Consider the following 24,037-nt stretch of genomic DNA (forward strand, 5'->3'; position numbering starts at 1 on the left):
AATAATATTACTTACTATTTTTCATAAGTTTTTCTATACCTACAAATGTAACATTAAATATTACAGGTCCAAGAAATATTCCGATAAAACCAAAAGCTTGGATTCCTCCTAGTATACCTATTAATGAAGCAGCGAAACTAAGCTCAACTTGTTTATTAATGATTTTCGGTTGCATAATATTATCAGTAAAAATATTTAGAGCAAAACCAACCACTAATATAATAATAGCTTTAGTAGCGCCATATACTATAAATACACTAGCTCCGATAAGTATATAAACAATGCCAACCATAAATGGAATCATAGATGCTATAGCTACGGTAAATGCAAGTAAAATTGGTGTTGGCATATCTGTAAATAAGAATGTCATAGCCATAACAGTACCAACAAGTGATGCGGTTAGAAAAATTGCTAAACTTACTCTACGAGTTGTAATAATTGCTGTAGATATGAAACTATCACTATCATCAAAGTCTTTAAGTACTATTTTTTTTGCAAATTTCTCTAGAGTAGAGCTACTAACTAGGAATTGATATACCAGTAGAAGTGTAATTAAAAAATCTGTTATAAAGCTTATAGACGTTGAGCCTACGTATCTAACTTTAGGTAATATTTGACCTAAATTAGAGATTATAGTGTCACTATCATCGTTAATTGCCTTTATTAGTTTGTCAAAATGTTCTTGAAGGATGCTTCCTATGTAAGGAATTTTACCTATAGAATCACCAAGCTTAGTAAAAGTTTGAGAAAGTGTTTCTGGATGTTGTAAGTATGAAACAATCTCTGAAATAGCATAGTATAAAACAATTAATATAGGAATAAAAATACACAGAAGAATCCCCATAACTAGTAGGAAACTACTTCTATGTTTACCAATATGTTGCTCTAAGTACTCTTGAAGAGGAGCAAGTATTATTGCTAAAAGTCCTGCAAAAAGTATAGAGTAAATAAAAGGGTATAAAACCCACATTACTAAAGCCCCAATAATGCAAATAATAGATAGTTTTTTAATAGTTTGTAGAGACATTTTATTTATAGTTGTAGTAATAATTAGGATAAAGAATAGCAATATGTTTAAGTTTTATAAACTACTCTATAAGCTTAATTCATAAAACTTGCAACTATTTAAGTGATTCTAAAATATAACAAGGTTGATTTAGAAGTATTTCAGGAGGTTTTACCATTGCTCAATATTTCCTTGAGCATCTAAAAATTTTCCAGAATCTGTATGACGGAGATTTTCAATAAGATTAGTCATTGCTTGAATGCTATCACTAATTTCTATAGTAGCGTTATCTCCACCCATCTTAGTTTTAACCCAGCCAGGTCGAAGACTTATAGTAATTATCTCTGGGCATTCAGCAGCAAATGTTTTTGTTAACATATTAAGAGCTGCCTTAGATATTCTGTATGAATAACCAAAACCAGCTTTCGTTTGACTAATAGATCCTGCTTGGCTAGCCATATTGATAACTATTGGATTATCAGATTTTAGCAGATTATCTTTGAAATTATGAATAAGATAAAAAGCCCCTAAACAGTTTGTTTGAAAAGCATTGTTTATCCAACTAGGATCTGTATTAGATATGCTTATTTTTTTATGATCTTCAGGATAAATACCGGCATTGTTTATTAATATATCAATAACTATACTTTTATATTTCTGAAGTAATTGCTCTTGGTCTGTAGGGCTACTAACATCAAGTTTTTCTATAATAAGATTTTGATATTTCTTAGAAAGTTCTTTTAGGTCATTTGCTTTAGCTGGATCACGGCAAGTTGCGATTACATTAAAGTTTTTTGCTAAATAGTATTTGACGAAACCAAGACCTATACCTCTATTTGCACCGGTTATTATAATAGTTTTTTTATATGGAGATGGCATGATTTTATAAGTTAGTTTTATCTATGGTTTGTTATTATAACATCTTATATTTTTTAATATTTATAGGTAATACAATCTCTCTAGAGAAGCTAAGGAAGATTTTTAAGATCTGCTAGTTATAAAAATAATCAAATAGGATTTAAGAATTCATTTATATGTTGAACAACTTGATCACAATCTTCGATATGTGGCATATGCCCCACATTTTTTAGAATTACTTGTTGTGAATTTTGGATATGTTTTTTCATATAATCACTATAAGGAATAGGGGCTATTCGATCTTCTTCTCCACTAATAATTAGTGTTGGGGCTTGTATTTTCTCTAGGCTATTGTTTTCAAAGGAGTTAATAGCTAGTACTTGATGCTTAAATCCTTCTAAATGTGTAGGATATTGTCGATTTAAAGAGCGCTCAATATAGTCGGTGACATTTTTCTCGTTTGACATAAAGGTTTCACCAAAGCACCATGTCATTGAGTTTTTAATTAATACAATAGGGTCAATTTTACTGTCTATTAGATGGAATGCTATTTCGCTTTGGATTGTTGATAAGGGAGATGCTTTACAGCGAGTGCTCATTAAAATTAATTTATCAAGTTTTTCAGGATATTGCATTGCAAATTCTTGAGCTAAGTAGCCTCCCATTGAGTGTCCTAATATAGAAGCTTTTTTTAGTGTTAATTCTTCAATTACACTCATGACATCATTTGCCATATCTGAGATGCTAAAAGGTGCTTGAGTAACTTGACTTCTACCAGCTCCGCGATTATCAATTAGAATAACCTGATAATGTTTTTGTAATTCTAAAACTATACTTCCCCACATTGTTTGATCACCTGTTAATCCAGGTAGCATAACAAGAGGAGATCCTTGACCAACAACACTATAAAAAATTTTTGTACCATTTTTTTCGATTATTGCCATATTATTTCTCGCTTTTCTATTCAATATAAGTTTAGTAATTCTAAGGATTACAGAATATTTGAAACTGATTTATGATGTTATCATAGTAAATCTCTATTAAAGTGATTTAGGTATTTATATGAGATTGCAATTATCTTTTGCTTTCTGTGTTAGGCTAGATGCTGTAATTGATGGTAGTTCAACAGCTCCTACTCCGGCACCTAACACTGCACCTAAAATAACAGCTCCACCTATTTGAAATGGCTGTATAAATGAATTTTTACTTAAGCCACCACTATCAAACATCATCGGGGACATCATAGCTCCGCCAGCCATTCCTCCCAATAAGCCTACAGGTACCATTAAAATAGTTCCTACTCCTATACCTACTGCTGAGATAGGCGTCATAAGGATAGTAGACAGTGTGCCACATTCTTTGTTTTGTTTATGATTTTCATTTTTTAATGTTTCTGGTGTTACAGGACTTATGTTTCTATTCTCTGATGAACAATACCCTATGCTGGTAGTTAGGAGTAGTATCGTAAGACTAAAAAATAAAATTATTTTCTTAAACATAATTTCACTAGTAAGTTAATAGCTTATATGAAACTATGTTATCACTTTAAATTAGATTTTTGGAAATTATAAAACTGAAATACAAGTGAAGAAAAAATATTTAGAAAATAAAAATTACCAACCAGTAACTTCTTTAAGTTTAGAACCTAATTCAGCAGGTGATCTAGTATAAGCAATACCAGCAGCTTCAAATGCAGCGAATTTTTCTTCAGCTGTACCTTTACCACCAGAGATGATCGCACCAGCATGACCCATACGCTTTCCTGGAGGAGCTGTAACACCGGCGATATATCCGATAACTGGCTTAGTTACATTATGTTTAATGTACTCAGCAGCTTCTTCTTCAGCTGTACCACCAATTTCACCGATTAAGATGATAGCTTCAGTTTGAGGATCATTTTCTAAAAGTTTAAGAGCTTCGATTTGGTTCATACCTGGGATTGGATCTCCACCTATACCGATACAAGTAGATTGACCAAAGCCTAACTTAGTAGTTTGAGCAACTGCTTCATAAGTTAGAGTACCAGAACGAGAAATGATACCAACTTTACCAGGTTGGTGAATATGGCCAGGCATAATACCAATCTTACATTGACCTGGAGTGATTACACCTGGACAGTTAGGACCAACTACTTGTACATCTTTACCTTTTAAGTATTCTTTAACTACTAACATATCTAGAGTAGGAACACCTTCAGTAATGATTACAACTAACTTAACACCAGAATCGATTGCTTCGATAGCAGAATCTTTTACAAATGGAGCTGGTACATAGATTACAGATGCATCTGCACCAGTAGCTGCAACAGCTTCAGCCATTGTGTTAAAAACTGGTCTATCTAAGTGAGTAGTACCACCTTTACCAGGAGTCACACCACCTACGATATTTGTACCATAAGCAATAGCTTGCTCTGAATGGAAAGTACCGTTTTTACCAGTAAAACCTTGTACTAAAACTTTTGTATTTTTATCAACTAATACGCTCATTATTTAATATCCTTTTAACTGTTTTAATTTATTAACCTAGTGATTTCACAACTTTATCAGCAGCATCAGCTAAACCATCAGCAGGTATTAGTGTTAAACCTGAATCAGCTAATATCTTAGCGCCTTTTTCTGCATTGTTACCTTCTAGACGAACAACTACTGGTACAGTTACGTTTACTTCTTTAACAGCTTCGATAATTGCTTCAGCGATCATATCACAACGTACGATACCACCGAAGATGTTAATTAAAACAGCTTTTACATTTTCATCATCTAGGATTAGTTTGAAAGCTTCGATTACTCTTTCTTTAGTAGCACCACCACCTACATCTAGGAAGTTAGCAGGCTTACCACCGTATAATTGGATAATATCCATAGTAGCCATTGCTAGACCAGCACCGTTTACCATACAACCGATGTTACCTTCAAGAGCTACATAGTTTAGCTCATGCTCAGAAGCCTTAAGTTCTTTAGCATTTTCTTGAGATTTGTCTCTAAGAGCTAATAATTTAGGGTGTCTGTAAAGAGCATTTGAATCAAGATTGATTTTACCATCAACACAAACGATTTCGCCATTTTCTCTAACTGCAAGAGGGTTGATTTCAAATAATGCAAAATCACACTCAACAAATGCTTTGTAAGCACCTAGCATAGTTTTAACGAAATCATTAATTTGCTTACCTTCAAGACCAAGTTTGAAAGCCACTTCACGAGCTTGGAAAGGTTGAAGACCAACTAATGGATCTACTTCTACTTTAAGGATTTTCTCTGGAGTGTTGTGAGCTACTTCTTCAATATCTACACCACCTTCAGTTGAAGCCATGAATGTTACTTTACGGCTAGATCTATCAACTACCGCACCAAGGTATAACTCACGAGTAACAGGGTATACATCTTCAAATACACCTACAGAATTAACTGGCTGACCTTCAGCATCAGTTTGGAAAGTAACAAGATTTGTACCGATTAGGCTTTCTGCTACTTCACGAGCTTCTTGAGATGATTTAACAACTTTTACACCACCAGCTTTACCACGACCACCAGCATGTACCTGAGCTTTAACCACAGCAAATTTACCACCAAGTTGGTCAAATGCTTGAGCAGCTTCATTTGGGTTATGAGCTACGATACCTTTTTGAACTTTTAGACCATAGCTTTCTAAAAGATCTTTAGCTTGATATTCATGTAAGTTCATTGATTTTCTTCCTTATTTGATCGTTTGACGAAAATTTTTGTTAAATAACATCTCAAATAATAACTCATTTACGCTATTTTTTCTAATAAAAAACAGAATTTAAACTTAAAGAATTGGATATATGAAAACTCTTTAGGTATAGCATGTAATGGAGTATTCAATATCATAATTTTATAGTTATAAGTATTTCATTTATGGTGTTGTTACATTTTTTTAAAGATAAATATAATTTACTAAAACTCTCTAATGCTGAAAGATTAGTCCTAAAAAAGTCGTTAATAAAATGCAATTATAGTAATATTATTTGGTAAATTTAAAAATAAAATAAGGTGATTGGGAATGTTTGATTACATATTTAATAAGATTAAATCGACTATTTTTTCTAAACTCACGCCTACACAATTGTTAATTACATCAATATTAGCGTTTGTGTTTGGTTTTATTCCAGGAGTCTCATACTCACCATTACTCTTTGTAGCAGTAATAACATTGGTGATAATTTTTAGGATAAATATTGGTGTGTTTGTATTTATCGCTATTATCGCAAAGGCGCTTTCATTCGTACTTGAGGTAGTTAGTTTCTCATTCGGACAGTTTTTGCTAGATGGTTTTACACAACCGATTTTCAAGGCTATGGTTAATACGCCAGTCTTAGCCTATGCAGGATTTGATTACTATCTTGTCGCAGGAGGATTTGTTTTAGCAATAATCTTAGGTGTTATATTTGGCCTTATTATTGCCAAGATATACAAAAAGATAATTGCAAAAATGTCGTCTATCCAATCAGGTACTGAACTATATAACAAAATTACCAAGAATTTTTTTGTTAAGGTAGCTAGCTGGATTTTCTTGGGTAAGAATATTGCAAAAGTTGACTGGGTTGAAATGCAAAATCGCAAATTTAGACAGCCATTTAGATTAACAGGAATTGTTCTTGTGGCTTTAATTATTACAGCTTTGATATATTCTCCTAAGCTTTTAGAAACATCAATGGTATCAAATATCATTAAGCAACAGTTGACTAAAGCAAATGGAGCAACGGTAGATTATCAATCTTTAAGTTTAGATTTTACAAATGCAAGTCTTGATATTAAAGGTTTAGGCGTAGCAGATCCAAAAAATCTTGATAAGGATAGATTCTATGCTGAAAATGTGAAAGCAAGTCTAAATATTTCAAATTTACTTACTAGACAATTGACGCTAAAAAATGTGATAGTTACTGGAGTATCTTTGGATAAACAAAGAGCAAAGAAAGCTAGCTTATATATCAATACTAAAGCAACATCTAAAGATGGTGCTAGTATAAACTCAGAAGAATTCAAGAAGAAAGCTATAGAAAGTATTGGTAAGGCAAGTCAAAATTTACAACAGGTAGATCTTCAAAAGTTAGAAGCTAATGCGAAACAGGCTAAAGAAGTTGCTAATGGTATTAAGCAAGCAGCAGAGTTCTTATCAAACTTTAGTTCTAGTAGTGAGGATGATACAACTGGTGCTAAACAGGCAGGATCAGTTACACCAAAGCAACAAGCTAAAGTATATGGCTACGCGAATGTAAAAAATGAAATGCTTCGTGATAAGTATCCTAGTTTTGTAATTCAAAACATTGATATAAAAGGTTATCAAAATGCAGGTACTACCTATGATGCTAATATAACTAACATATCAACAAATCCCGTGTTATTGGGTCAGCCAACAGTAATTAATGTTAAATCTGTGAGTAATAGTGATGTTGATGTTAACGTAGTTGTTTCAAATAAGCTAAATGTTGATAATACTGTCAAGTTCAATTTGCAGAATGTAGCAGGTAAAGCAATTAAGGGCTTGAATATTCAAGGGGTTAATATAGATGCTAATAGCTTAACAATATCTGGTCAAGGAACTTGGCAGTTTAGTGGAGTAAGAAATATAGTGTTCAATATACCTCTGCAGCTAAAATTTGATATTGTAAGTGTTAGCTTTAACCAGTTTACTCAGAAAATTCCTAGCTTAACATTAAATGGTGTTATTACTGGTGATTTGAATAAACTTGACTTTAGTGTTGATGCCTCTTCTTTGAAGAATCTATTGAATGTCGATACAGTCAAAAATGTTGCTAGTCAAGTTGCTAAGCAGGCAGGCTTAGATAAGAAAGCGCAACAAATTATTAACAACACCAAGATTAATGGTAAGTCTATTCAAGATTTAAATGCGAATGACATTAAAAAAATTAATAAAAAGGATGTTCAAAATATAGCTTCTCAGTTTGGAATCAAAATTAATTGATAAATTTTTTATAGTCAACTTTCTATTAGGATTTATTTAATATAATTACTCATATGATGCTTGCATATTTATATACTACTCTTTGTTAGAATATTTATTTATAGTTTTATTTTTTATTATGATGTTACAATAAATGCTTAGGTATTATAGGTTTAGTACTGCATTTTACTCATAAAAAGGAGAACGGTTTTGAGAAGGTTTATTATATTTATATTAAGTATCTTAGGTTTAATGTTATCTAGTTGTGCTAATCAACAAGTTGGGCCTAAGCCAACCACCTCTGTAGATGATGTGCTATCGACAAAAAGTGAAGATACTAGATCGTATGCAGAAGTGATAGCAATTCCTGTGGTAATGAGTAGTCTATTGGATGATAAATCAACTCCTAGAGTCGGTCCAAAGAATGCTAAAAAAGCAGTAGTTGTATTCTTTGATTATGCATGTGGCAAGTGTGCGCAAATATCAAAAGAAATGAATAAACTAATTAAAGAAAATCCAGATACAGAATTTATCTTTAAGGCATATCCTTCATTAAAAAGAGATGCTAAAGTTGCAAATTATGCGACGTTAGTTGCTAATGAAGCATATCTTCAAGGTGGATCAGAATTGTTTTTAGCATACAATAAGGCAGTTTTCTCACAGCGTGAGAATAGTGGTCGTTTGACAAATGAAGATGTCGAGCATGCTGCTAAACGACTTGGAATCAAAGTTGATGATAATAGTCTTAAGCAGAAGGCTGCTACTGAAGAGCTTGAAACAAGAAAGCTTGGTAAATTAATAGGATTTCATGGGCCTCACGCATTTATAGTCCTTCCTACTGATTTAGCAAATATGAGTGCTGAGCAGCTTGAGAGTAATACGGATAAAATATATGTGATTTCTGACAAACAAACAAATTCTATAACAGATGATTATCAAGAGGCTGCAAAATGGTCAGCATCAAAAATTCAAACACAGCTTAAAAGTATGAAGTAGAGATCGTAATATTATTCAAATACTTCTAGAGCTTTCAAGAAAGTATCTACGCTAGCATCTTTTTTAGTTGCATTTTCACTTAAATAGCGACGGAAAACCTTAGCATTAGGCAAACCATTAAATAAGTTTAATGTGTGTTTTGTTATATTGTTAAGTTTCATATTGGGATCATTACTTAGCTGGATTTTTATGTATTCAGCCATTTCATAAGCTACTTCAAGTGGAGATATGTCATTGATCGACTGATTATAAAACAAATTATCAAAATCATTAAATAACATAGGGTTATGATAAGCCTCGCGACCAATCATTACACTATCTACATACTTTAAGTGTTCTTGGGTATCTTCTATGGTTGTGACTCCACCATTGATGCCTAGTTCAAGATTTGGGAAATCTTTTTTAATATTATAAACAATATTATATTTTAGCTCAGGAATGGTTCTATTTTCTTTGGGAGATAGACCACTAAGCCAACCTTTGCGAGCATGAATACAAAGATAATCAACACCAGCTTGTACTTGTTTGTTGACGAAGTTATAAAGTTCTTCATAACTGTCATTATAATCATAGCCAATACGACATTTTACAGAAATAGGTATATCTAAATTATCCTTCATAGCTTTGACACAATCTGCTACAAGCTCAGGCTCTGCCATTAGAGATAAGCCAAAATTACCTTTTTTAACTCTCTCACTAGGACAACCTACATTTATATTAATTTCATTATAGCCAAGATTTTGTGCAAGTTTGCCACATGTTATAAAATCTTCTGGGACACATCCTCCAAGCTGCAATGTAACAGGATTTTCTTCAGGATTATATTTTAATAAAAAATCCTTATTACCATGTATTATGGCATTCAAGGTAATCATCTCTGTATATAGCATAGTATGCTTTGTTATTAGACGCATCATATAGCGATAGTGCTTATCCGTCCAATCTAGCATTGGTGCAATACATATTTTTCTGTCAGTAATTTTCATTTAACTGTGTAGCAAGAAATTAAATTATGGGTAATTATAATGGATCATCATCAAAAGTTAAGCGATGAATGATACTATCTATTTGCGTACGATATTTTTCTGTGTCTTTTGAGTATCTACTGTATTGGGGATTTGATCTATCATATAGCCAGTTGGCTAAATCCCAACCATAAGTTGTTGTAAAACAAAGTTTACCGAATTCTGTTAGATTAAATTCTGCTTGAGTTTGTAAACATCCTGTCATAAAAACATCAGCATAAGTTTGCAAAATAGGGTAGTCTTTATTCGGAAATTCAGCATCTTTGAAGTCTTTAACATACATCCAATAGTCGCCTTTGGGTAAGCTTTTGATACCTAGTGGAACAATGTCTTTGTGTGGTATTTTTACGCGACAGTATGATGCTTCTCTTAAATCTGTTGCCGAAATATCAGATGCGTTAGCTTGGTAATATATTGCATTCATTACATAGCCTTTATTTGGCACAGCCAATAAAAATGTAGCATGAGATTTATCACCACGTGATGCCCATAATCTTTCAAAACCGCTAACGATTACAGGTGCCGCATAAGTTGCTTCAGGGACAGTTATTTGCCGAGAATCTTTATTCATCAAACTTCCATAACCAATAACATAATTATTTCTTTTTGAACTGACCTTAGGGCGACAATTCAAGCTGTTTTCAGGTGTTTGAGATAGTTTACTTTGTTCTAGTATTCTAAGTTCACTTTGGTGAATTGACTCTGCTTTTTGTATTCCTGATTTCTTTCCGATCAGGAAACTAGAAGCAATTACAACAATTAACAATACTACTACTAAAATATTTTTCTTTTTCAAGGCTCTAAAAATTGCTTTATATCTAAAGTATAAGATTATATTAGCATTTCTATATTAAATGAAAACCCCTGAATGATTATTACAAGGTTACTGATCTAAATTAATATAAATGTTTATTTGTGTTATAATATCACGTGATTGTAGATTTTAAATATAAATATATATTGGAGCTTGTTAATGTCTGAAAATAAAGCTTATGATTCATCGAGTATTAAAGTACTCAAAGGCTTAGATGCAGTTAGAAAAAGACCAGGAATGTACATTGGTGATACAGATGATGGTAGTGGTTTGCATCATATGGTATTTGAGGTTGTTGATAATGCTATCGATGAAGCTTTGGCTGGTCATTGTGATGATATTAAAGTTATCATAAATAAAGATGGCTCGGTATCTGTGTCAGATAACGGACGTGGTATTCCAACAGATATTCATAAAGAAGAAGGTCGTTCAGCTGCAGAAGTAATTTTGACTGTACTTCACGCTGGTGGTAAGTTTGATGACAACTCATATAAGGTTTCTGGTGGTTTACATGGTGTGGGTGTCTCTGTAGTTAACGCTTTATCAGAACAGCTAAAACTTACAATATATCGTAGTGGTATCGAGCATTATCAAGAGTATGTTCATGGTGTTCCACAATTTCCACTTAAAGAAGTTGGAGCTACCGATAAAAAAGGTACTGTTATCACTTTCAAGCCTAGTAAAGATACATTTTCTTTTGTTGATTTTGATTATGATATTCTGATGAAAAGAATTCGTGAATTATCTTTTCTAAATTCAGGTGTAAAAATTGAGCTTATCGATAGAATCAATAATAGATCAGAAATATTCAAGTATGATGGTGGTATTATAGCCTTTGTAAAATATTTGAATAATAGTAAGAAACCAATTCATGAGAATGTTATTGCTGTAAATGGTATCAAAGATGATATTCAGGTTGAGCTTGCATTACAGTGGAATGATTCTTACAAAGAGTCTATTTTCTGTTTTACAAACAATATTCCTCAACGCGATGGCGGTACTCATTTATCAGGTTTAAAGGCTGCTGTTACTCGTACTATGAATACATATATTGAGTCGGAAGGTTTAAATAAAAAGCTTAAAGTTACACTTACAGGTGAGGATACACGAGAAGGTTTAGCTGCTGTATTATCTGTAAAAGTTCCAGATCCTAAATTTTCTTCTCAAACAAAGGATAAACTAGTATCGTCAGATGTTAAATCTGCTGTTGAATCATTAGTAAATGAGAAGTTACAAGAGTTTCTTTTAGAGAACCCTAAAGAGGCTAAAATAGTATGTGAGAAGATTTTAGACTCTGCAAAAGCTCGTGAAGCAGCTCGTAAAGCTCGTGATATGACTCGTCGTAAAGGAGCTTTGGATATCGCAGGTCTTCCAGGTAAGTTAGCTGATTGCCAAGAAAAGGATCCTTCGTTATCTGAAATCTATCTAGTGGAGGGAGATTCTGCAGGAGGTTCAGCTAAACAGGCTCGTGATCGTAAAACTCAAGCAATTCTACCTCTAAAAGGTAAGATTTTGAATGTAGAGAAAGCTCGTTTCGACAAAATGCTTGGTTCTCAAGAGGTTGCTACTCTTATCAAAGCACTAGGTTGTGGTATTGGTGCAGAAGACTATAATCCTGATAAAACTAGATATCATAAAATTATTTTGATGACGGATGCCGATGTTGATGGATCTCATATTAGAACTCTTCTTTTAACATTCTTTTATAGACAAATGCCTGAACTTGTTGAGAGAGGGTATTTATATATTGCACAACCACCTTTATATAAGGTTAAAAAAGGTAAGCAAGAAACATATCTAAAAGATGAAGATGCTTTAGCAGTGTATCTTGGAAACATTGGTCTTGAGGGTGCAACTATTTTCCTTGAAGGAGGTGATGCTATTTCTGGTCAAGTTTTAACTAATTATTATGAGCTTTATCAGAAGTCAGAGAAAGTAATTAAGAAGTATGCAAAAACATATCCTGAAAAATTACTCAGAGTGATGGCATATGGTGCTAAGTATGTAGATGAAAGTGCTGATATCAAGCAATGGTGGGAAACTATTGTTGAGAAGTGTAATCAAAAAGCACTATCTTACGAAAGATTTAAACTTATAGAAACTAAAGATGTAGATGAGGATGGTCAAGAAACTATTTCTTATGGCGTTAATCATTATATAAATGGTTATGATACTGACTATATTGTTAAAAATAGTTTCTTTACTACTAAAGATTATGAAGATCTTGTTACTTATGGTGATGTGTTATCTGATATTTCTTTCAAAGGTGCTTATGTAGAAAGGGGTGCTAAAAAAGAATATGTTGATGACTTTGAGTCAGCAATTGATTGGTTACTTAAAGAAGCAAGACGCGGTAATGATGTACAGCGCTACAAAGGTTTAGGAGAAATGAACCCTGGTCAGCTTTGGGAGACAACTATGGATCCTGATAATAGAGTCCTACTTCAAGTATCAATTAAAGATGCTGTTGAAGCTGATGCTTTATTTACTACTCTTATGGGTGATGAAGTTGAGCCTCGTAGGAATTTTATTGAGTCTAACGCGCTTAATGTTGTTAATTTGGATGTTTAATTCTAACTCTTCTTTTGCTTCTACATTTTTTTAAATCTTAACAAAAAATTAATTTATCTACAGCAAATTTAAAACTATAAAAATTGATAATTCGCCTGTACTAGTTAGGCAGGATACTATTTTAGTAAGTAGTTTTCATCCTGAATTGACTGAAGATTATTCAGTGCATAAGTACTTTCTAAATATATAGTTTTATTTCTGACACTTTTTACAAAAGAATGTGTTCCTTTGTGCTATCACCAAGCTTTCAATTTTAGTACTACAAATGTGACAGTTTTGATTAGCTCTACCATAAACATTGAGTTGTTGAGTGAAATAGCCAGGTTTACCTTCTGTATTTTTATAGTCCTTGAGTGTTGTGCCACCTTCTGCAATTGCTTTATCAAGTATTTTCTTAATTGAAGTTACAAGCCTCTCAGCTTCTTTTTTTGTGATGGTGTTAGAAGCTCTTGTGGGTAAGATATTACTATCAAATAATGCTTCACTAGCATATATGTTTCCTACGCCAACAACTATGCTATTATCCATGATAGTTTGTTTGATCTTTCTAGAGGTTTTATTTAATTTAGATATCAAATATTCAGCATTGAAATCATATGTTAAAGGCTCAACTCCATGAGAGGCTAAAACTTTGTGTTCTAGTGGCATCTTATTAGTATTGACTAGCCAGTATCCAAATTTACGCGGGTCATTATAAACTAGATTTAAGTTGTTAGATAATTCTAAAATAATATGGTCATGTTTTATCTTGTTGTATTCAGAAGTATTTACAATTTTAACGACACCTGACATACCTAGATGAATAATTAACTGTAAGTTATCTTCTAGAATAATAATTAGATGCTTACCTCTTCTTTGAATATCCTTTATAACTTTGTTTTTTAGTGATAGAAGTTGAGCTTTATCTATGGGATAGCGAAGCTTATCAGTATTTATTTGTACACTTTTAATCTTTTTGCTAATAATATTTTTGGTTAAACCTCTTTTGACAGTCTCTACTTCAGGAAGTTCAGGCATAAATTTAATATTACTATAAAAATTAAGGTTACTATATGATAACATAATAGGTTATCTATAAGCTTATTATTACAATTAATACTGGTATAAAAATGCGCCTAAAACAGCTTAAATCTGCTATACATAAAAAATTAAATCAATCTTATATCTATGACTGCAATAAAGAAATTGACTTTAAGAGTTTTGTAAATGGTTCAATAATTATTGCTAATGATACCTCTATAATTACACTGTTAGCATTAAAAGAATATTTAAAGGATGAATCCATCACGGTACTGGGAAGTTTTGATAATAGAATCAAAGGTCTTGAAAAAGCTGTAATTGATACTGGTATAAATTATATTGATGATATTAGTTTTTGGAATCATCAAAATATACTTGTGGTAGATAAAAGTTACATCTCTCAGGTTGAGCAAAATGATAATAGATTTTTGTTATTTGCGTGTGGGCCTGAAATGCCATATTTTTCAGATCGTAAGAATCTAGATAGGCAAGTATTTTTCGATATTACTAAACTTAAAAATTTAAAAAGTTTGAATGAGGAGATGGATGATCTTTCTGTGAGGGCGTGGGAAGGGTACTTAACTTTGCTAAAAGCTCCTGCTGAAATTTGGTTTAGGCAAATGTTAAATGCTAAAAAGAATTTTGTATTAACTGATACCACAGGTGTTGCTTTAGATGGTTATAAGTTTGCAACTGGCGCAGTATTGATGTCTAAAAAGCTTCAAGAAATCACTAAGCAAGAAGATAATGTTGGTGTTTGTTTGCCTACTAGTGCTGGTGGATATTTGGCAATATTAGCCTTGATGGTGAGCGCAAAGGCAATAGTTAATCTAAATTATACGGCTTCAGAAGAAGCATTAAGACATGCTATTAATAATGCAGGAATTAAAACAATAATTACTTCTAGAGCATTTGTCGAGAAGCTGACTCACAAGGGTTTTTTTGTTGAAGATATTTTTTCGATGTGCAAAATTGTCTATTTAGAGGATATCAAGGCAAAAATAACTAAAGCTGAATCAATAAAAACATTTTTACAAATCAAAATTTTACCTGTGTCATGGTTGGTCAAGAAATATCTTAAACCAACTAAGCTTGATGACTTAGCTTTTATAATATTTAGTAGTGGTAGTGAAGGGGTGCCTAAAGGTATTGCTATCAAGCATAAAAATCTTCTTGCGAATGTTTATCAAAGTACGAATGTTATTGAGTGTCAAGAGAATGATTCTGTGGCCGGAATTTTACCAATATTCCATGCTTTTGGTCTTACTATATCTTTAGTATCTTTATTTCAGGGGGGGTATATAGCTTGTCATCCTGATCCAACAGATGCTAAAGGAGTTGCTAATTTAATCAAGAAAAATAAGACTACAGTGTTGTGTGCAACACCGACATTTTTAAGAATTTATACCAAAAATAAAGCAGTCAAAAAAGAAGATTTTGAAACTCTTAGACTTATTGTTACGGGTGCTGAAAAACTTTCTAAAGAAGTTCGTACAATGTTTGAAGATAAGTTTGATAAGGTTATTAATGAAGGTTATGGGACAACAGAACTTTCGCCAGTTGCTGCGGTTAATAGACCAACTAAGTCGCCAAATAAAATAGGTACTGTAGGCTTAACAGTTCCTGGAGGTCAGTTCAAAATTATTCATCCAGATTCTCATGAAGAACTACCTATTGGTGTTGAGGGTATGATTATATACCGTGGAGTTAATAAGATGGACTACTATCTTAATGATCCTGAAAAGACGAATGAGGTAATGATAGAAAAATGTGGTTATAAGTGGTACATAACTGGAGATAAAGGCAAAATTGATGGCGAAGGTTATTTAACGGTAGTAGATAGATATTCTAGATTTGCAAAAGTCGCTGGTGAAATGGTGAGTTTAGGACTTTTAGAGCAAAAGGTTTATGATACTTTGAGAGAAAAGGAGTATGATTCTCATAAAATTGATTTTGAGGTTTTAGCAGTGGCTACATCAGATACTAAAAGAGGCGAGATTATTAACTTGCTATATACTCTAGAAGATTTGGAGCCAAATGATTTGAAAGAGATTGTAAGACATTCAGGGATAGAGAATCTTTATAAACCAACTAATTATTTTAAAGTTATTTCTATACCTAAACTAGGCTCTGGGAAGACTGATTTTTCTAAGGCTAAAAAACTTGCAAACGAACTGGTTAGGGCATGATTTGTATGCATTTTTCAGTTTTACTTCAAGAGTCTATCGTTGATCTAAATATTAATCCAGAAGGTATCTATATAGATGCGACATTTGGCCGAGGAGGTCATTCAAAAGCTATATTAAATAAATTGACATCTGGAAGATTGATAGCTTTTGATAAAGATTTAGATGCTATAGATTATGCAACACATAATTTTCGGTTTGATAACTTTGCAATAGTTCATGCAAGTTTTACATATATTTACGATTATTGCTTGCAGCATAATCTTTTGGGTAAAGTCGATGGTATCATTATGGATTTAGGTGTTTCTTCTCCTCAATTGGATAATGCTAATAGAGGTTTTAGCTTTACTCATGATGGTCCATTAGATATGCGAATGGATATATCGAAAGGTCTAACAGCTAGTCAAGCTCTAGAAGAGTTATCAGTAGATGAGTTGTCTTATATTTTTAAGGTTTATGGTGAAGAGCGTTTTGCAAAAAAAATTGCTCTAAGAATTAAAGACTATATAGACGAAAATGGGAGCATAACTACTACCCATCAGTTAGCTGAACTTATTCGAGCGACCATTGGCAAAAGAGAGAAAAAGAATCCTGCAACAAGGTGCTTTCAAGCATTACGTATATATGTTAATGATGAGCTTAAAGACTTAGAAATTCTTTTGGAGAGTATTCTAGATGTTGTCAAAAAAGGTGGTAGAGTTGCGGCTATTTCTTTTCACTCATTAGAGGATAGAATTGTTAAACAGAAATTTACCTCTTTAATTAATCCAAAGCAAGAAACTAATAGAATTACAAAAATGTTACCACAAGACAATAGTCAGGTGAAAATGAAATGGATCACAAAAAAAGCTAAAGCAAATCAAGATGAGCTTAGCCAAAACGTTCGTTCTAGAAGTGCTATTTTAAGGGTTGTTGAAAAGTTATGATGCTAACAAACCGTCAAATACGGATAAGATTATTTGAGTCATTAAAAAATAGTTTCCTAAAAAAGACTGTAGGCATTGCTTTTGTACTTTTATTTGTGTTGCTGCTTACAGCTTTTGCTCTAATCGTAACTCGCTTTGAATTTAAGCTCTTATTGAATGAGCGTAAGGACTTGATCGTTGAACAAACTCAGTTAGATGAGCAGTGGAGTCAGATTGTTTTGGAGTATAGCTCATTGGCAACACCTACAGCTGTAGAAAAATTCGCTGAAAAAGAAAAAATGTCGTTACCTACACAAAAAAGTATAGGTACTTTGAGTGATCAAAAGGAGAGCTCTACAGATGAGTAGCTATAGACCAAAGTTGAGACATTTAGTTGTTATATTGCTACTCTTATCAAGTTTTATAGTTTTATTTGCTAAGTTGATTTATATGGAAACAGTTCAATATCCTAAACTTAAGCAAGAAGGTGATAATCGTAGTGACAGAAGTATAGATATAAAGTCTTACAGAGGTATAATCCTTGATAGAAATGGTAATCCTTTAGCTATAAGTACTCCAGTAGATACTATTTGGGTAGACCCATATTATGTTAGTGCAGATAGTCCTGAGCTCAAAGAAGTCATGAGTATTCTAAACCTATCTAAAGAAAAAAGAGAAAAGATAGAAAGACAAGTTAAGGTTAGAGAGGGTAGGAGTGGCTTCGTTTATATCGAAAGAAAAGTTCAGCCGTACTTATCTCAAAAAGTTAAAGATCTTGATATTACTGGCATTCATGTTATTCGAGAGTTTAAAAGATATTATCCAATGGCAGAAGTTGCTTCTCATGTTGTTGGTTTTACTAATGTAGATGGCAAAGGTCAGGAAGGTTTGGAACTTGAATTTAATCAATTCCTTACAGGGCAAGATGGTTACTTTGAGTATAAAAAAGATTTGCATGGTGGTGTTGCTAAGGTTGAAGATAATTTTATATTACCTAAAAATGGACATAACCTTCAGATAAGTATAGATTCTAGATTGCAGTATGTTGCATATAAGTATTTAAAAAAAGGAGTTATTAAAACGAACTCTGAAGCTGGATCAGTCATTATTGAAAATATTCATACAGGTGAAATATTGGCTATGGCTAATTATCCGTCATATAATCCTAACAGTATGGCAGATGCTTATCCGGATAGGCGTAGAAATAGAGCTATCACAGATGTGTATGAGTTGGGTTCTGTAATGAAAGTTTTTGCAGCAGTTACTGCGCTTATTTATGGTGATAATGTAACTCCAGAAGAACCTGTAATTAATTCGCATCCAGGTTTTTATCGTATTGGTAAAAATACCGTCAGAGATGAGAGGGATTATGGTGAAGAAGATTTAAGATATATTCTTATGAAATCTAGTAACGTAGGTATATCTAAAATGATATTGGGTTTGACTGATCCTACAATACTTGAGCCATCACTAAGAAACTTTGGTTTTGGAGATAAAACAGGTATACAGCTACCAGGTGAGCGTGATGGATTTGTTCCGGTTAAAGATAAGTGGGGCGATTTCCAATTAGCTACCCTATCTTTTGGATATGGTATGAATGCTACAGATCTTCAGTTAGTTGCTGGAGTATCAGCTATTGCTAATGATGGCAAGTACATTAAACCTACGATCCTTAAAAGAAAACCTGGAGAGGAGATTGACTCAAGGGTGGTGGCATCTAAGAAAGTTTCTGAGGAGATGATTAGTATGATGCAGTCTGTTGTTGAAGATTCTGGTGGAACAGGAACTAATGCAAGAATACCTCTGTATCATGTTGCAGGTAAAACAGGTACCGCAAGGATGCTTGCTGGAGGAACATATGGTGCAAAATATCTGGCAAGTTTTGTTGGTGTTGTACCCGCTAGTGATCCGCAGTTGGCGATAGTTGTTACAATCAAAGATCCTAAAGGTGATAAGTATGGGGGTGGTTCTGTTGCGGCTCCAGTTTTTGCAGATGTGGCGCTTAATAGTTTACAAATATTAGGCATCAAACCAGATAAGATTGATAACTAAACTTTTGTTTTTTTCGGTTTAATAGTATATAATCTCCAACTGGTAAACTGTTCCTTTGTGCGGTTTATTGTGTACATCAATTAATAGAAAACAAATGGAGAATGTTATGTTAACAACTCAAGATAAACAAAATATTATTAAAGAAAATCAACAGTCTGAAGGCGATACTGGTTCACCTGAAGTACAAGTTGCTCTTTTAACTGCTAGAATCAATGATCTACAAGGTCATTTTGCAACTCATAAAAAAGATAATCATTCAAGAAGAGGTCTTTTAAGACTAGTAAGTCAACGTCGTAAATTATTAGATTATTTACACGGTAAAGATGTAGAAAGATATCGTGCATTAATCAAGAAATTAAATTTACGTAGATAATAATTTCATCTTAATCGTTCTTACGTCATTGAATCAAATAATTATATAAGGTTAAACTGTGAAAATATTTAGAGAAGTCTTTGAACTAGGTAACAAAGAAATAGTTCTAGAAACAGGTGGGATGGCTCGTCAAGCAGATGGGTCTGTGACTGTAAGTTGTGGTAATAATGTTGTGTTAGTGACTACAGTAGTTAAAAAATCAGTAGCAGCTGGTGCTGATTTCTTTCCATTGTCAGTACATTATTTAGAAAAAACATATGCTGCTGGTAAGATACCTGGAGGTTTCTTAAGAAGAGAAGGGAGACCATCTGAAGAGCAAATTCTTATTTCTAGATTAATAGATAGATCTATAAGACCATCATTCCCTGATGGATTTTTTAATGAGATTCAAATTGTAGCTACAGTTTTATCTTATGATGGATCGTTTTCTCCGGATATGTTGGCTTTAATAGGAGCATCTGCTTCTTTGGCAATATCAGGGGCTCCTTATGATGATATTGTTGCAGGTGTAAGAGTCGGTTATACTAATGGTAAGTATATTCTTAATCCTAATAAAGAGGAGCTGAAAGAGTCTGATTTAGACTTGGTTGTTTCTGGTACGGATGATGCGATATTAATGGTTGAATCAGAGGCTAATAGCTTGCCAGAATCTGTAATGCTTGGTGGTATTTTATATGCGCATAAGCATCTTAAAACTATTATTAACTCTATTGGTAAACTTGCTAAAGTAGCATCTAAGCCTCGTATAGAATATACAATTTATCAAATTAATAAGTTATTAAAATCTCAAATTAAATCACATTTTTTTGGTGAGATTAAAAATGCTTATACAATACCGTCTAAGCAAGAAAGAAACATTAAACTTAATGAGCTGAGAAAAAATGTTTTAGAGCATGTATTCTCAAGTGATGTTGATGGAAATGAGTACTCTGAAAAAGAAGTTTTAGAAGCTTTTCATGATATAGAGAAGGACCTTGTTAGATCAAATATCTTAGAAGGTAAATCAAGAATAGATGGTAGAAGCACAGAAACTATCAGACCAATAAATGTTAAAATAGGTGTACTACCTGGTGTACATGGTTCAGCATTGTTTACAAGAGGCGAGACGCAAGCTTTAGTGGTTACAACTCTTGGTAGCGATAGAGATGCTCAACTTGTTGAGTCACTAGATGGGATGGAAAAATCTCGTTACATGCTTCACTATAACTTTCCTCCTTATTCTGTAGGTGAGTGTGGTATGGTAGGTATGGCTCCAAAGCGTCGTGAAATCGGTCATGCAAACTTAGCTAAACGTGCTACTCAAGCAGTTTTTCCTAATGAAGAAGCATACCCATATGTTGTAAGAATAGTATCTGAGATATTAGAGTCAAATGGATCTAGTTCTATGGCAACTGTCTGTGGCTCATCTTTATCTATGATGGATGCTGGTGTGCCAATAGCTGAGCCTGTAGCAGGTATTGCTATGGGACTCATCAAGGATGGTGCTAAATATGCTGTATTGTCGGATATCTTAGGTGACGAAGATCACTTAGGTGATATGGATTTTAAAGTTGCTGGTACTAGATATGGTGTTACAGCTCTTCAAATGGATATTAAAATTAAAGGTATCTCTAGAGAAATTCTTGAGCAAGCTCTTGAGCAGGCTAGGACTGGGAGACTACATATACTGGGTATTATGAATGAAGTTATTAGAGAGCATAAAGAATCTGTTTCTGATGTTGCTCCTCAAATTCACGTTATGAATATAAATCCGGCTAAGATAAAAGATGTTGTTGGTCGTGGTGGCTCGGTAGTAAAAGGTATTGTAGAAAAAACTGGTGTTCAGATTGATACTAGTGACTCTGGTGAAGTTAAAATTTTTGCTAAAGATAAAAGATCATTAGATCTAGCTAAATCTATGGTTGAAGAGATTGTTGCAGAAGTTGAAGAAGGACAAATTTACAAAGGTAAAATTGTTAAGCTTTTAGATTCTGGAGCATTTGTTAATCTTCTTGGTAGTCAAGATGGATATTTACCATTCTCTGAAATTGAACAGGCTGGGATGAAAACTAATTCATTAGTAGAAGGCCAAGGTTTAGAGGTTTTAGTCCAAAATATTGATAGAGGTGGTAGAGTTAAACTTTCTCTTGTGGCGAGGTAATTATTATGAGTGAAGTAGTTCAAAGTGTTGATCCAATTAACTTTACAGAATCAGCTTCTTTAAAGGTCAAAGAACTAATTGAAGAAGAGGGTGATAATTCTCTGAGTCTTAGGGTTTATATAACAGGTGGTGGATGCTCTGGATTTCAGTATGCTTTTGCATTTGATAATGAGATAAAAGAAGATGATATGGTTATTACAAAAAATGGTGTTCGTCTTTTAGTAGATTCTATGAGCTTTCAATATTTAGTTGGAGCTGATGTTGACTATAAAGATGATGTTGAAGGTGCCTATTTTGTAATAAGAAATCCAAATGCCAAAACTACTTGTGGTTGTGGTTCATCTTTTTCTGTATAATATTTAATCGTAATTAACTTATTTAAAGTAGAAGTATTTTTATGAAAATTGCTAATTTTGAAGTAGGAAATGGTAAGCCATTTTTCTTAATGTCTGGACCATGTGTAATTGAGTCAGAGCAAATGGCTATGGATACTGCTGGATATTTGGCAGAAGTTACAAAAGATTTAGGTATCAATTTTGTTTATAAATCGTCTTTTGATAAAGCAAATCGTTCTTCTATTAATAGCTTTAGAGGTCTTGGTGTTGATAAAGGGCTTGAGATTTTAGCTAAAGTTAAAAAAACATACAACGTCCCTGTTGTTACAGATGTACATGAAGATACTCCGTTTGCTGAGGTTGCAGAAGTTGTTGATGTAATGCAGACTCCTGCTTTTTTATGTCGTCAGACAAACTTTATATTAGATGTATGTAAACAAGGTAAGCCTGTAAATATTAAAAAAGGTCAATTCCTAGCGCCTTGGGATATGCAACATGTGGTTGCTAAGGCAAAATCTACTGGTAATGAGCAAATCATGGTTTGTGAGAGGGGCGTGAGCTTTGGTTATAATAATCTAGTTTCAGATATGCGCTCTCTTGAAATAATGAAATCTACAGGTTGTCCTGTAGTGTTTGATGCTACTCATTCAGTACAGTTACCAGGTGGTCAGGGTAGCTCATCTGGCGGTCAAAGAGAGTTTGTACCAGTTCTATCAAAGGCAGCTATGGCAGTAGGTATTGATGGTCTTTTTATGGAGACTCATCCAAAGCCAGCAGAAGCTTTAAGTGATGGACCTAATTCTTTTCCTATGTATAAAATAAAACAGTTTTTAAGTTTACTAAAAGAACTAGATCATTTAGTTAAGAGTCAACCAAAAATAGAATTATAAGGTATAAGGTAATGGCTGGTAAAGGCGATGTTTTTATAATTGGTATTGTTGGTGGATCTGGCTCTGGTAAAACTTTATTTTCAAATGAGATTATCAAAAAATTAAAATCAAAACATTTAAATAAAATTGCAGTAATTTCTGAAGATAGATATTATAAAAATTGGGGAGAAATGGTTGGTTTTGAAGAGGCTAATAAAATCAACTATGATCATCCGGATGCTTTTGATCATAAACTATTGAGAAAAGATTTAGCAGATTTGATAGAAGGTAATGATATTTATATACCTCATTATGACTATACCACTCATTCAAGAATAAAAGAGAAATCCGAAAAAATTACTGGTGGAGTAAGTGTAATTATCCTTGAAGGAATCATGCTGTTTAATGATCGTAAGTTATTAAAAATGATGGATTTTAAGGTATATATGGATACGCCATCAGACTTGTGTTTCATCAGAAGACTTATGCGTGACCAGAATGAAAGAGGTCGTAGTGTTGAAAGTGTTATAAATCAGTATCTAGAAACAGTAAGACCAATGCACATAAAGTTTATTGAGCCATCAAAGAGAAAAGCTGATATCATAGTTCCTGATGGAGCTCAAAATAAAACTGTGATTGATATAATATATAACAAAGTAAAACAATTATTGAAAAAAAATGGAGTAAAAAATGGCTAGAGTAACAGTTGAAGATTGCCTTGACAAGGTAGAAACAAGATTTGATTTAGTAGTTTTAGCTTCTATGAGAGCAAATAGTATACTTAAGAGAGGCTATGCAGAGTCTGTAGATAATGAAAAAAGAGAAAAAGCCACGGTAGTGGCTCTAAGAGAAATAGCAGAATCTGAAATTACCCCAGATCAAATTTTAAGAAATGAAATAGAAGGTTAATAAAAGTTCAAAAAAGCTTGACTTGTTTTTATAAGGCTGTATAATTCTCATTTATC

Annotated in this window: 22 protein-coding genes and 1 pseudogene; 14 read left to right on the plus strand and 9 right to left on the minus strand. The window is 33.1% G+C overall.

Annotated elements, in window-relative coordinates; translation table 11 throughout:
* Positions 1-7: 7 nt before the first annotated feature.
* The 6 genes from ACKTR7_RS08130 to sucC all read right to left on the minus strand — a co-directional run bounded on the left by ACKTR7_RS08130 (position 8) and on the right by sucC (position 5,545).
* Positions 8-1,027 carry an AI-2E family transporter gene (locus ACKTR7_RS08130; protein WP_407877837.1) on the minus strand — a complete coding sequence of 340 codons (1,020 nt, stop codon included), beginning with the start codon at positions 1,025-1,027 and terminating at the stop codon, positions 8-10.
* 150 nt (positions 1,028-1,177) lie between these two features.
* A complete protein-coding gene (locus tag ACKTR7_RS08135) occupies positions 1,178-1,885 on the minus strand; it encodes an SDR family oxidoreductase (protein ID WP_407877838.1) in 708 nt (235 codons plus the stop codon).
* Between the two features lie 128 nt (positions 1,886-2,013).
* A complete protein-coding gene (locus ACKTR7_RS08140; protein ID WP_407877839.1) occupies positions 2,014-2,808 on the minus strand; it encodes an alpha/beta fold hydrolase in 795 nt (264 codons plus the stop codon).
* A 114-nt stretch (positions 2,809-2,922) separates the two neighbouring features.
* Positions 2,923-3,363: a hypothetical protein gene (locus tag ACKTR7_RS08145; protein WP_407877840.1), complete on the minus strand. Its 441-nt coding sequence runs from the start codon at positions 3,361-3,363 to the stop codon at positions 2,923-2,925.
* A gap of 114 nt (positions 3,364-3,477) precedes the next feature.
* Positions 3,478-4,350, minus strand: a complete 873-nt coding sequence (gene sucD, locus ACKTR7_RS08150; protein ID WP_035735287.1) for a succinate--CoA ligase subunit alpha — start codon at positions 4,348-4,350, stop codon at positions 3,478-3,480.
* 31 nt (positions 4,351-4,381) lie between these two features.
* Positions 4,382-5,545 (minus strand): ADP-forming succinate--CoA ligase subunit beta, encoded by a 1,164-nt coding sequence (gene sucC / locus ACKTR7_RS08155; RefSeq protein ID WP_004288146.1) that lies wholly within the window; start codon positions 5,543-5,545, stop codon positions 4,382-4,384.
* A gap of 339 nt (positions 5,546-5,884) precedes the next feature.
* Here sucC and ACKTR7_RS08160 point away from each other — a divergent pair, with 339 nt between their 5' ends.
* Together ACKTR7_RS08160 and ACKTR7_RS08165 are read left to right on the plus strand one after the other, a co-directional pair.
* Positions 5,885-7,807, plus strand: coding sequence for a TIGR03546 family protein (locus ACKTR7_RS08160; protein WP_407877841.1), 1,923 nt, complete (start codon positions 5,885-5,887; stop codon positions 7,805-7,807).
* Positions 7,808-7,996: 189 nt separating this feature from the next.
* Positions 7,997-8,782, plus strand: a complete 786-nt coding sequence (locus ACKTR7_RS08165; RefSeq protein ID WP_407877842.1) for a thioredoxin domain-containing protein — start codon at positions 7,997-7,999, stop codon at positions 8,780-8,782.
* A gap of 11 nt (positions 8,783-8,793) precedes the next feature.
* On the opposite strand, the gene dusA is transcribed toward ACKTR7_RS08165, so the two are convergent.
* Together dusA and chaC are read right to left on the minus strand one after the other, a co-directional pair.
* A complete protein-coding gene (gene dusA, locus ACKTR7_RS08170; RefSeq protein WP_407877843.1) occupies positions 8,794-9,768 on the minus strand; it encodes a tRNA dihydrouridine(20/20a) synthase DusA in 975 nt (324 codons plus the stop codon).
* Between the two features lie 34 nt (positions 9,769-9,802).
* Positions 9,803-10,603: a gamma-glutamylcyclotransferase ChaC gene (gene chaC / locus ACKTR7_RS08175; protein WP_014715135.1), complete on the minus strand. Its 801-nt coding sequence runs from the start codon at positions 10,601-10,603 to the stop codon at positions 9,803-9,805.
* A gap of 177 nt (positions 10,604-10,780) precedes the next feature.
* Here chaC and gyrB point away from each other — a divergent pair, with 177 nt between their 5' ends.
* Positions 10,781-13,192, plus strand: coding sequence for a DNA topoisomerase (ATP-hydrolyzing) subunit B (gene gyrB / locus ACKTR7_RS08180; RefSeq protein WP_407877844.1), 2,412 nt, complete (start codon positions 10,781-10,783; stop codon positions 13,190-13,192).
* A 79-nt stretch (positions 13,193-13,271) separates the two neighbouring features.
* Positions 13,272-13,382, plus strand: a pseudogene (locus ACKTR7_RS08185) (pyridoxal 5'-phosphate synthase glutaminase subunit PdxT); the annotation flags it as partial.
* A gap of 2 nt (positions 13,383-13,384) precedes the next feature.
* On the opposite strand, the gene mutM reads toward ACKTR7_RS08185, so the two are convergent.
* A complete protein-coding gene (gene mutM / locus ACKTR7_RS08190; protein ID WP_407877869.1) occupies positions 13,385-14,209 on the minus strand; it encodes a bifunctional DNA-formamidopyrimidine glycosylase/DNA-(apurinic or apyrimidinic site) lyase in 825 nt (274 codons plus the stop codon).
* Positions 14,210-14,301: 92 nt separating this feature from the next.
* Between mutM and migR the strand changes: the two genes are divergently transcribed.
* From migR to rpoZ, 10 genes are all read left to right on the plus strand, one after another.
* Positions 14,302-16,401, plus strand: a complete 2,100-nt coding sequence (migR, locus tag ACKTR7_RS08195) for an iglABCD operon regulator MigR (protein WP_407877845.1) — start codon at positions 14,302-14,304, stop codon at positions 16,399-16,401.
* Positions 16,402-16,406: 5 nt separating this feature from the next.
* Positions 16,407-17,324 (plus strand): 16S rRNA (cytosine(1402)-N(4))-methyltransferase RsmH, encoded by a 918-nt coding sequence (gene rsmH / locus ACKTR7_RS08200; protein WP_407877846.1) that lies wholly within the window; start codon positions 16,407-16,409, stop codon positions 17,322-17,324.
* Positions 17,321-17,671 carry a cell division protein FtsL gene (gene ftsL / locus ACKTR7_RS08205; protein WP_407877847.1) on the plus strand — a complete coding sequence of 117 codons (351 nt, stop codon included), beginning with the start codon at positions 17,321-17,323 and terminating at the stop codon, positions 17,669-17,671. The genes rsmH and ftsL overlap by 4 nt, the downstream gene beginning before the upstream one ends.
* On the plus strand, positions 17,664-19,355 hold the full coding sequence (locus tag ACKTR7_RS08210) for a peptidoglycan D,D-transpeptidase FtsI family protein (protein WP_407877848.1): 1,692 nt from the start codon (positions 17,664-17,666) through the stop codon (positions 19,353-19,355). Before ftsL ends, ACKTR7_RS08210 begins: the two co-directional genes overlap by 8 nt.
* A 106-nt stretch (positions 19,356-19,461) precedes the next feature.
* A complete protein-coding gene (rpsO, locus tag ACKTR7_RS08215) occupies positions 19,462-19,728 on the plus strand; it encodes a 30S ribosomal protein S15 (protein WP_004288130.1) in 267 nt (88 codons plus the stop codon).
* 58 nt (positions 19,729-19,786) lie between these two features.
* Positions 19,787-21,868 carry a polyribonucleotide nucleotidyltransferase gene (gene pnp, locus ACKTR7_RS08220; protein WP_407877849.1) on the plus strand — a complete coding sequence of 694 codons (2,082 nt, stop codon included), beginning with the start codon at positions 19,787-19,789 and terminating at the stop codon, positions 21,866-21,868.
* A 5-nt stretch (positions 21,869-21,873) separates the two neighbouring features.
* Entirely contained in the window at positions 21,874-22,224 is a 351-nt protein-coding gene (gene erpA, locus ACKTR7_RS08225) for an iron-sulfur cluster insertion protein ErpA (RefSeq protein WP_004288128.1), read from the plus strand.
* 41 nt (positions 22,225-22,265) lie between these two features.
* Positions 22,266-23,093: a 3-deoxy-8-phosphooctulonate synthase gene (kdsA, locus tag ACKTR7_RS08230; protein WP_407877850.1), complete on the plus strand. Its 828-nt coding sequence runs from the start codon at positions 22,266-22,268 to the stop codon at positions 23,091-23,093.
* An 11-nt stretch (positions 23,094-23,104) separates the two neighbouring features.
* Positions 23,105-23,770: a uridine kinase gene (gene udk / locus ACKTR7_RS08235; RefSeq protein WP_004288126.1), complete on the plus strand. Its 666-nt coding sequence runs from the start codon at positions 23,105-23,107 to the stop codon at positions 23,768-23,770.
* Positions 23,763-23,981, plus strand: coding sequence for a DNA-directed RNA polymerase subunit omega (rpoZ, locus tag ACKTR7_RS08240; RefSeq protein ID WP_407877851.1), 219 nt, complete (start codon positions 23,763-23,765; stop codon positions 23,979-23,981). The genes udk and rpoZ overlap by 8 nt, the downstream gene beginning before the upstream one ends.
* The last annotated feature ends 56 nt before the right edge of the window (positions 23,982-24,037 follow it).

The organism is Francisella sciaenopsi, from assembly GCF_045862875.1.
In the GTDB taxonomy this organism is placed as follows: Bacteria; Pseudomonadota; Gammaproteobacteria; order Francisellales; family Francisellaceae; genus Francisella; species Francisella sciaenopsi.

Excerpts from the sequence above, each read along its gene's own strand:
- rpoZ (WP_407877851.1), top strand. The coding sequence starts at position 23,763 with ATGGCTAGAGTAACAGTTGAAGATTGCCTTGACAAGGTAGAAACAAGA.
- ACKTR7_RS08135 (WP_407877838.1), bottom strand. The coding sequence starts at position 1,885 with ATGCCATCTCCATATAAAAAAACTATTATAATAACCGGTGCAAATAGA.
- erpA (WP_004288128.1), top strand. The coding sequence starts at position 21,874 with ATGAGTGAAGTAGTTCAAAGTGTTGATCCAATTAACTTTACAGAATCA.
- ACKTR7_RS08145 (WP_407877840.1), bottom strand. The coding sequence starts at position 3,363 with ATGTTTAAGAAAATAATTTTATTTTTTAGTCTTACGATACTACTCCTA.
- rpsO (WP_004288130.1), top strand. The coding sequence starts at position 19,462 with ATGTTAACAACTCAAGATAAACAAAATATTATTAAAGAAAATCAACAG.
- ACKTR7_RS08140 (WP_407877839.1), bottom strand. The coding sequence starts at position 2,808 with ATGGCAATAATCGAAAAAAATGGTACAAAAATTTTTTATAGTGTTGTT.
- udk (WP_004288126.1), top strand. The coding sequence starts at position 23,105 with ATGGCTGGTAAAGGCGATGTTTTTATAATTGGTATTGTTGGTGGATCT.
- migR (WP_407877845.1), top strand. The coding sequence starts at position 14,302 with ATGCGCCTAAAACAGCTTAAATCTGCTATACATAAAAAATTAAATCAA.
- kdsA (WP_407877850.1), top strand. The coding sequence starts at position 22,266 with ATGAAAATTGCTAATTTTGAAGTAGGAAATGGTAAGCCATTTTTCTTA.
- gyrB (WP_407877844.1), top strand. The coding sequence starts at position 10,781 with ATGTCTGAAAATAAAGCTTATGATTCATCGAGTATTAAAGTACTCAAA.
- mutM (WP_407877869.1), bottom strand. The coding sequence starts at position 14,209 with ATGCCTGAACTTCCTGAAGTAGAGACTGTCAAAAGAGGTTTAACCAAA.
- dusA (WP_407877843.1), bottom strand. The coding sequence starts at position 9,768 with ATGAAAATTACTGACAGAAAAATATGTATTGCACCAATGCTAGATTGG.
- ftsL (WP_407877847.1), top strand. The coding sequence starts at position 17,321 with ATGATGCTAACAAACCGTCAAATACGGATAAGATTATTTGAGTCATTA.
- ACKTR7_RS08210 (WP_407877848.1), top strand. The coding sequence starts at position 17,664 with ATGAGTAGCTATAGACCAAAGTTGAGACATTTAGTTGTTATATTGCTA.
- rsmH (WP_407877846.1), top strand. The coding sequence starts at position 16,407 with ATGCATTTTTCAGTTTTACTTCAAGAGTCTATCGTTGATCTAAATATT.
- ACKTR7_RS08160 (WP_407877841.1), top strand. The coding sequence starts at position 5,885 with ATGTTTGATTACATATTTAATAAGATTAAATCGACTATTTTTTCTAAA.
- ACKTR7_RS08130 (WP_407877837.1), bottom strand. The coding sequence starts at position 1,027 with ATGTCTCTACAAACTATTAAAAAACTATCTATTATTTGCATTATTGGG.
- sucD (WP_035735287.1), bottom strand. The coding sequence starts at position 4,350 with ATGAGCGTATTAGTTGATAAAAATACAAAAGTTTTAGTACAAGGTTTT.
- sucC (WP_004288146.1), bottom strand. The coding sequence starts at position 5,545 with ATGAACTTACATGAATATCAAGCTAAAGATCTTTTAGAAAGCTATGGT.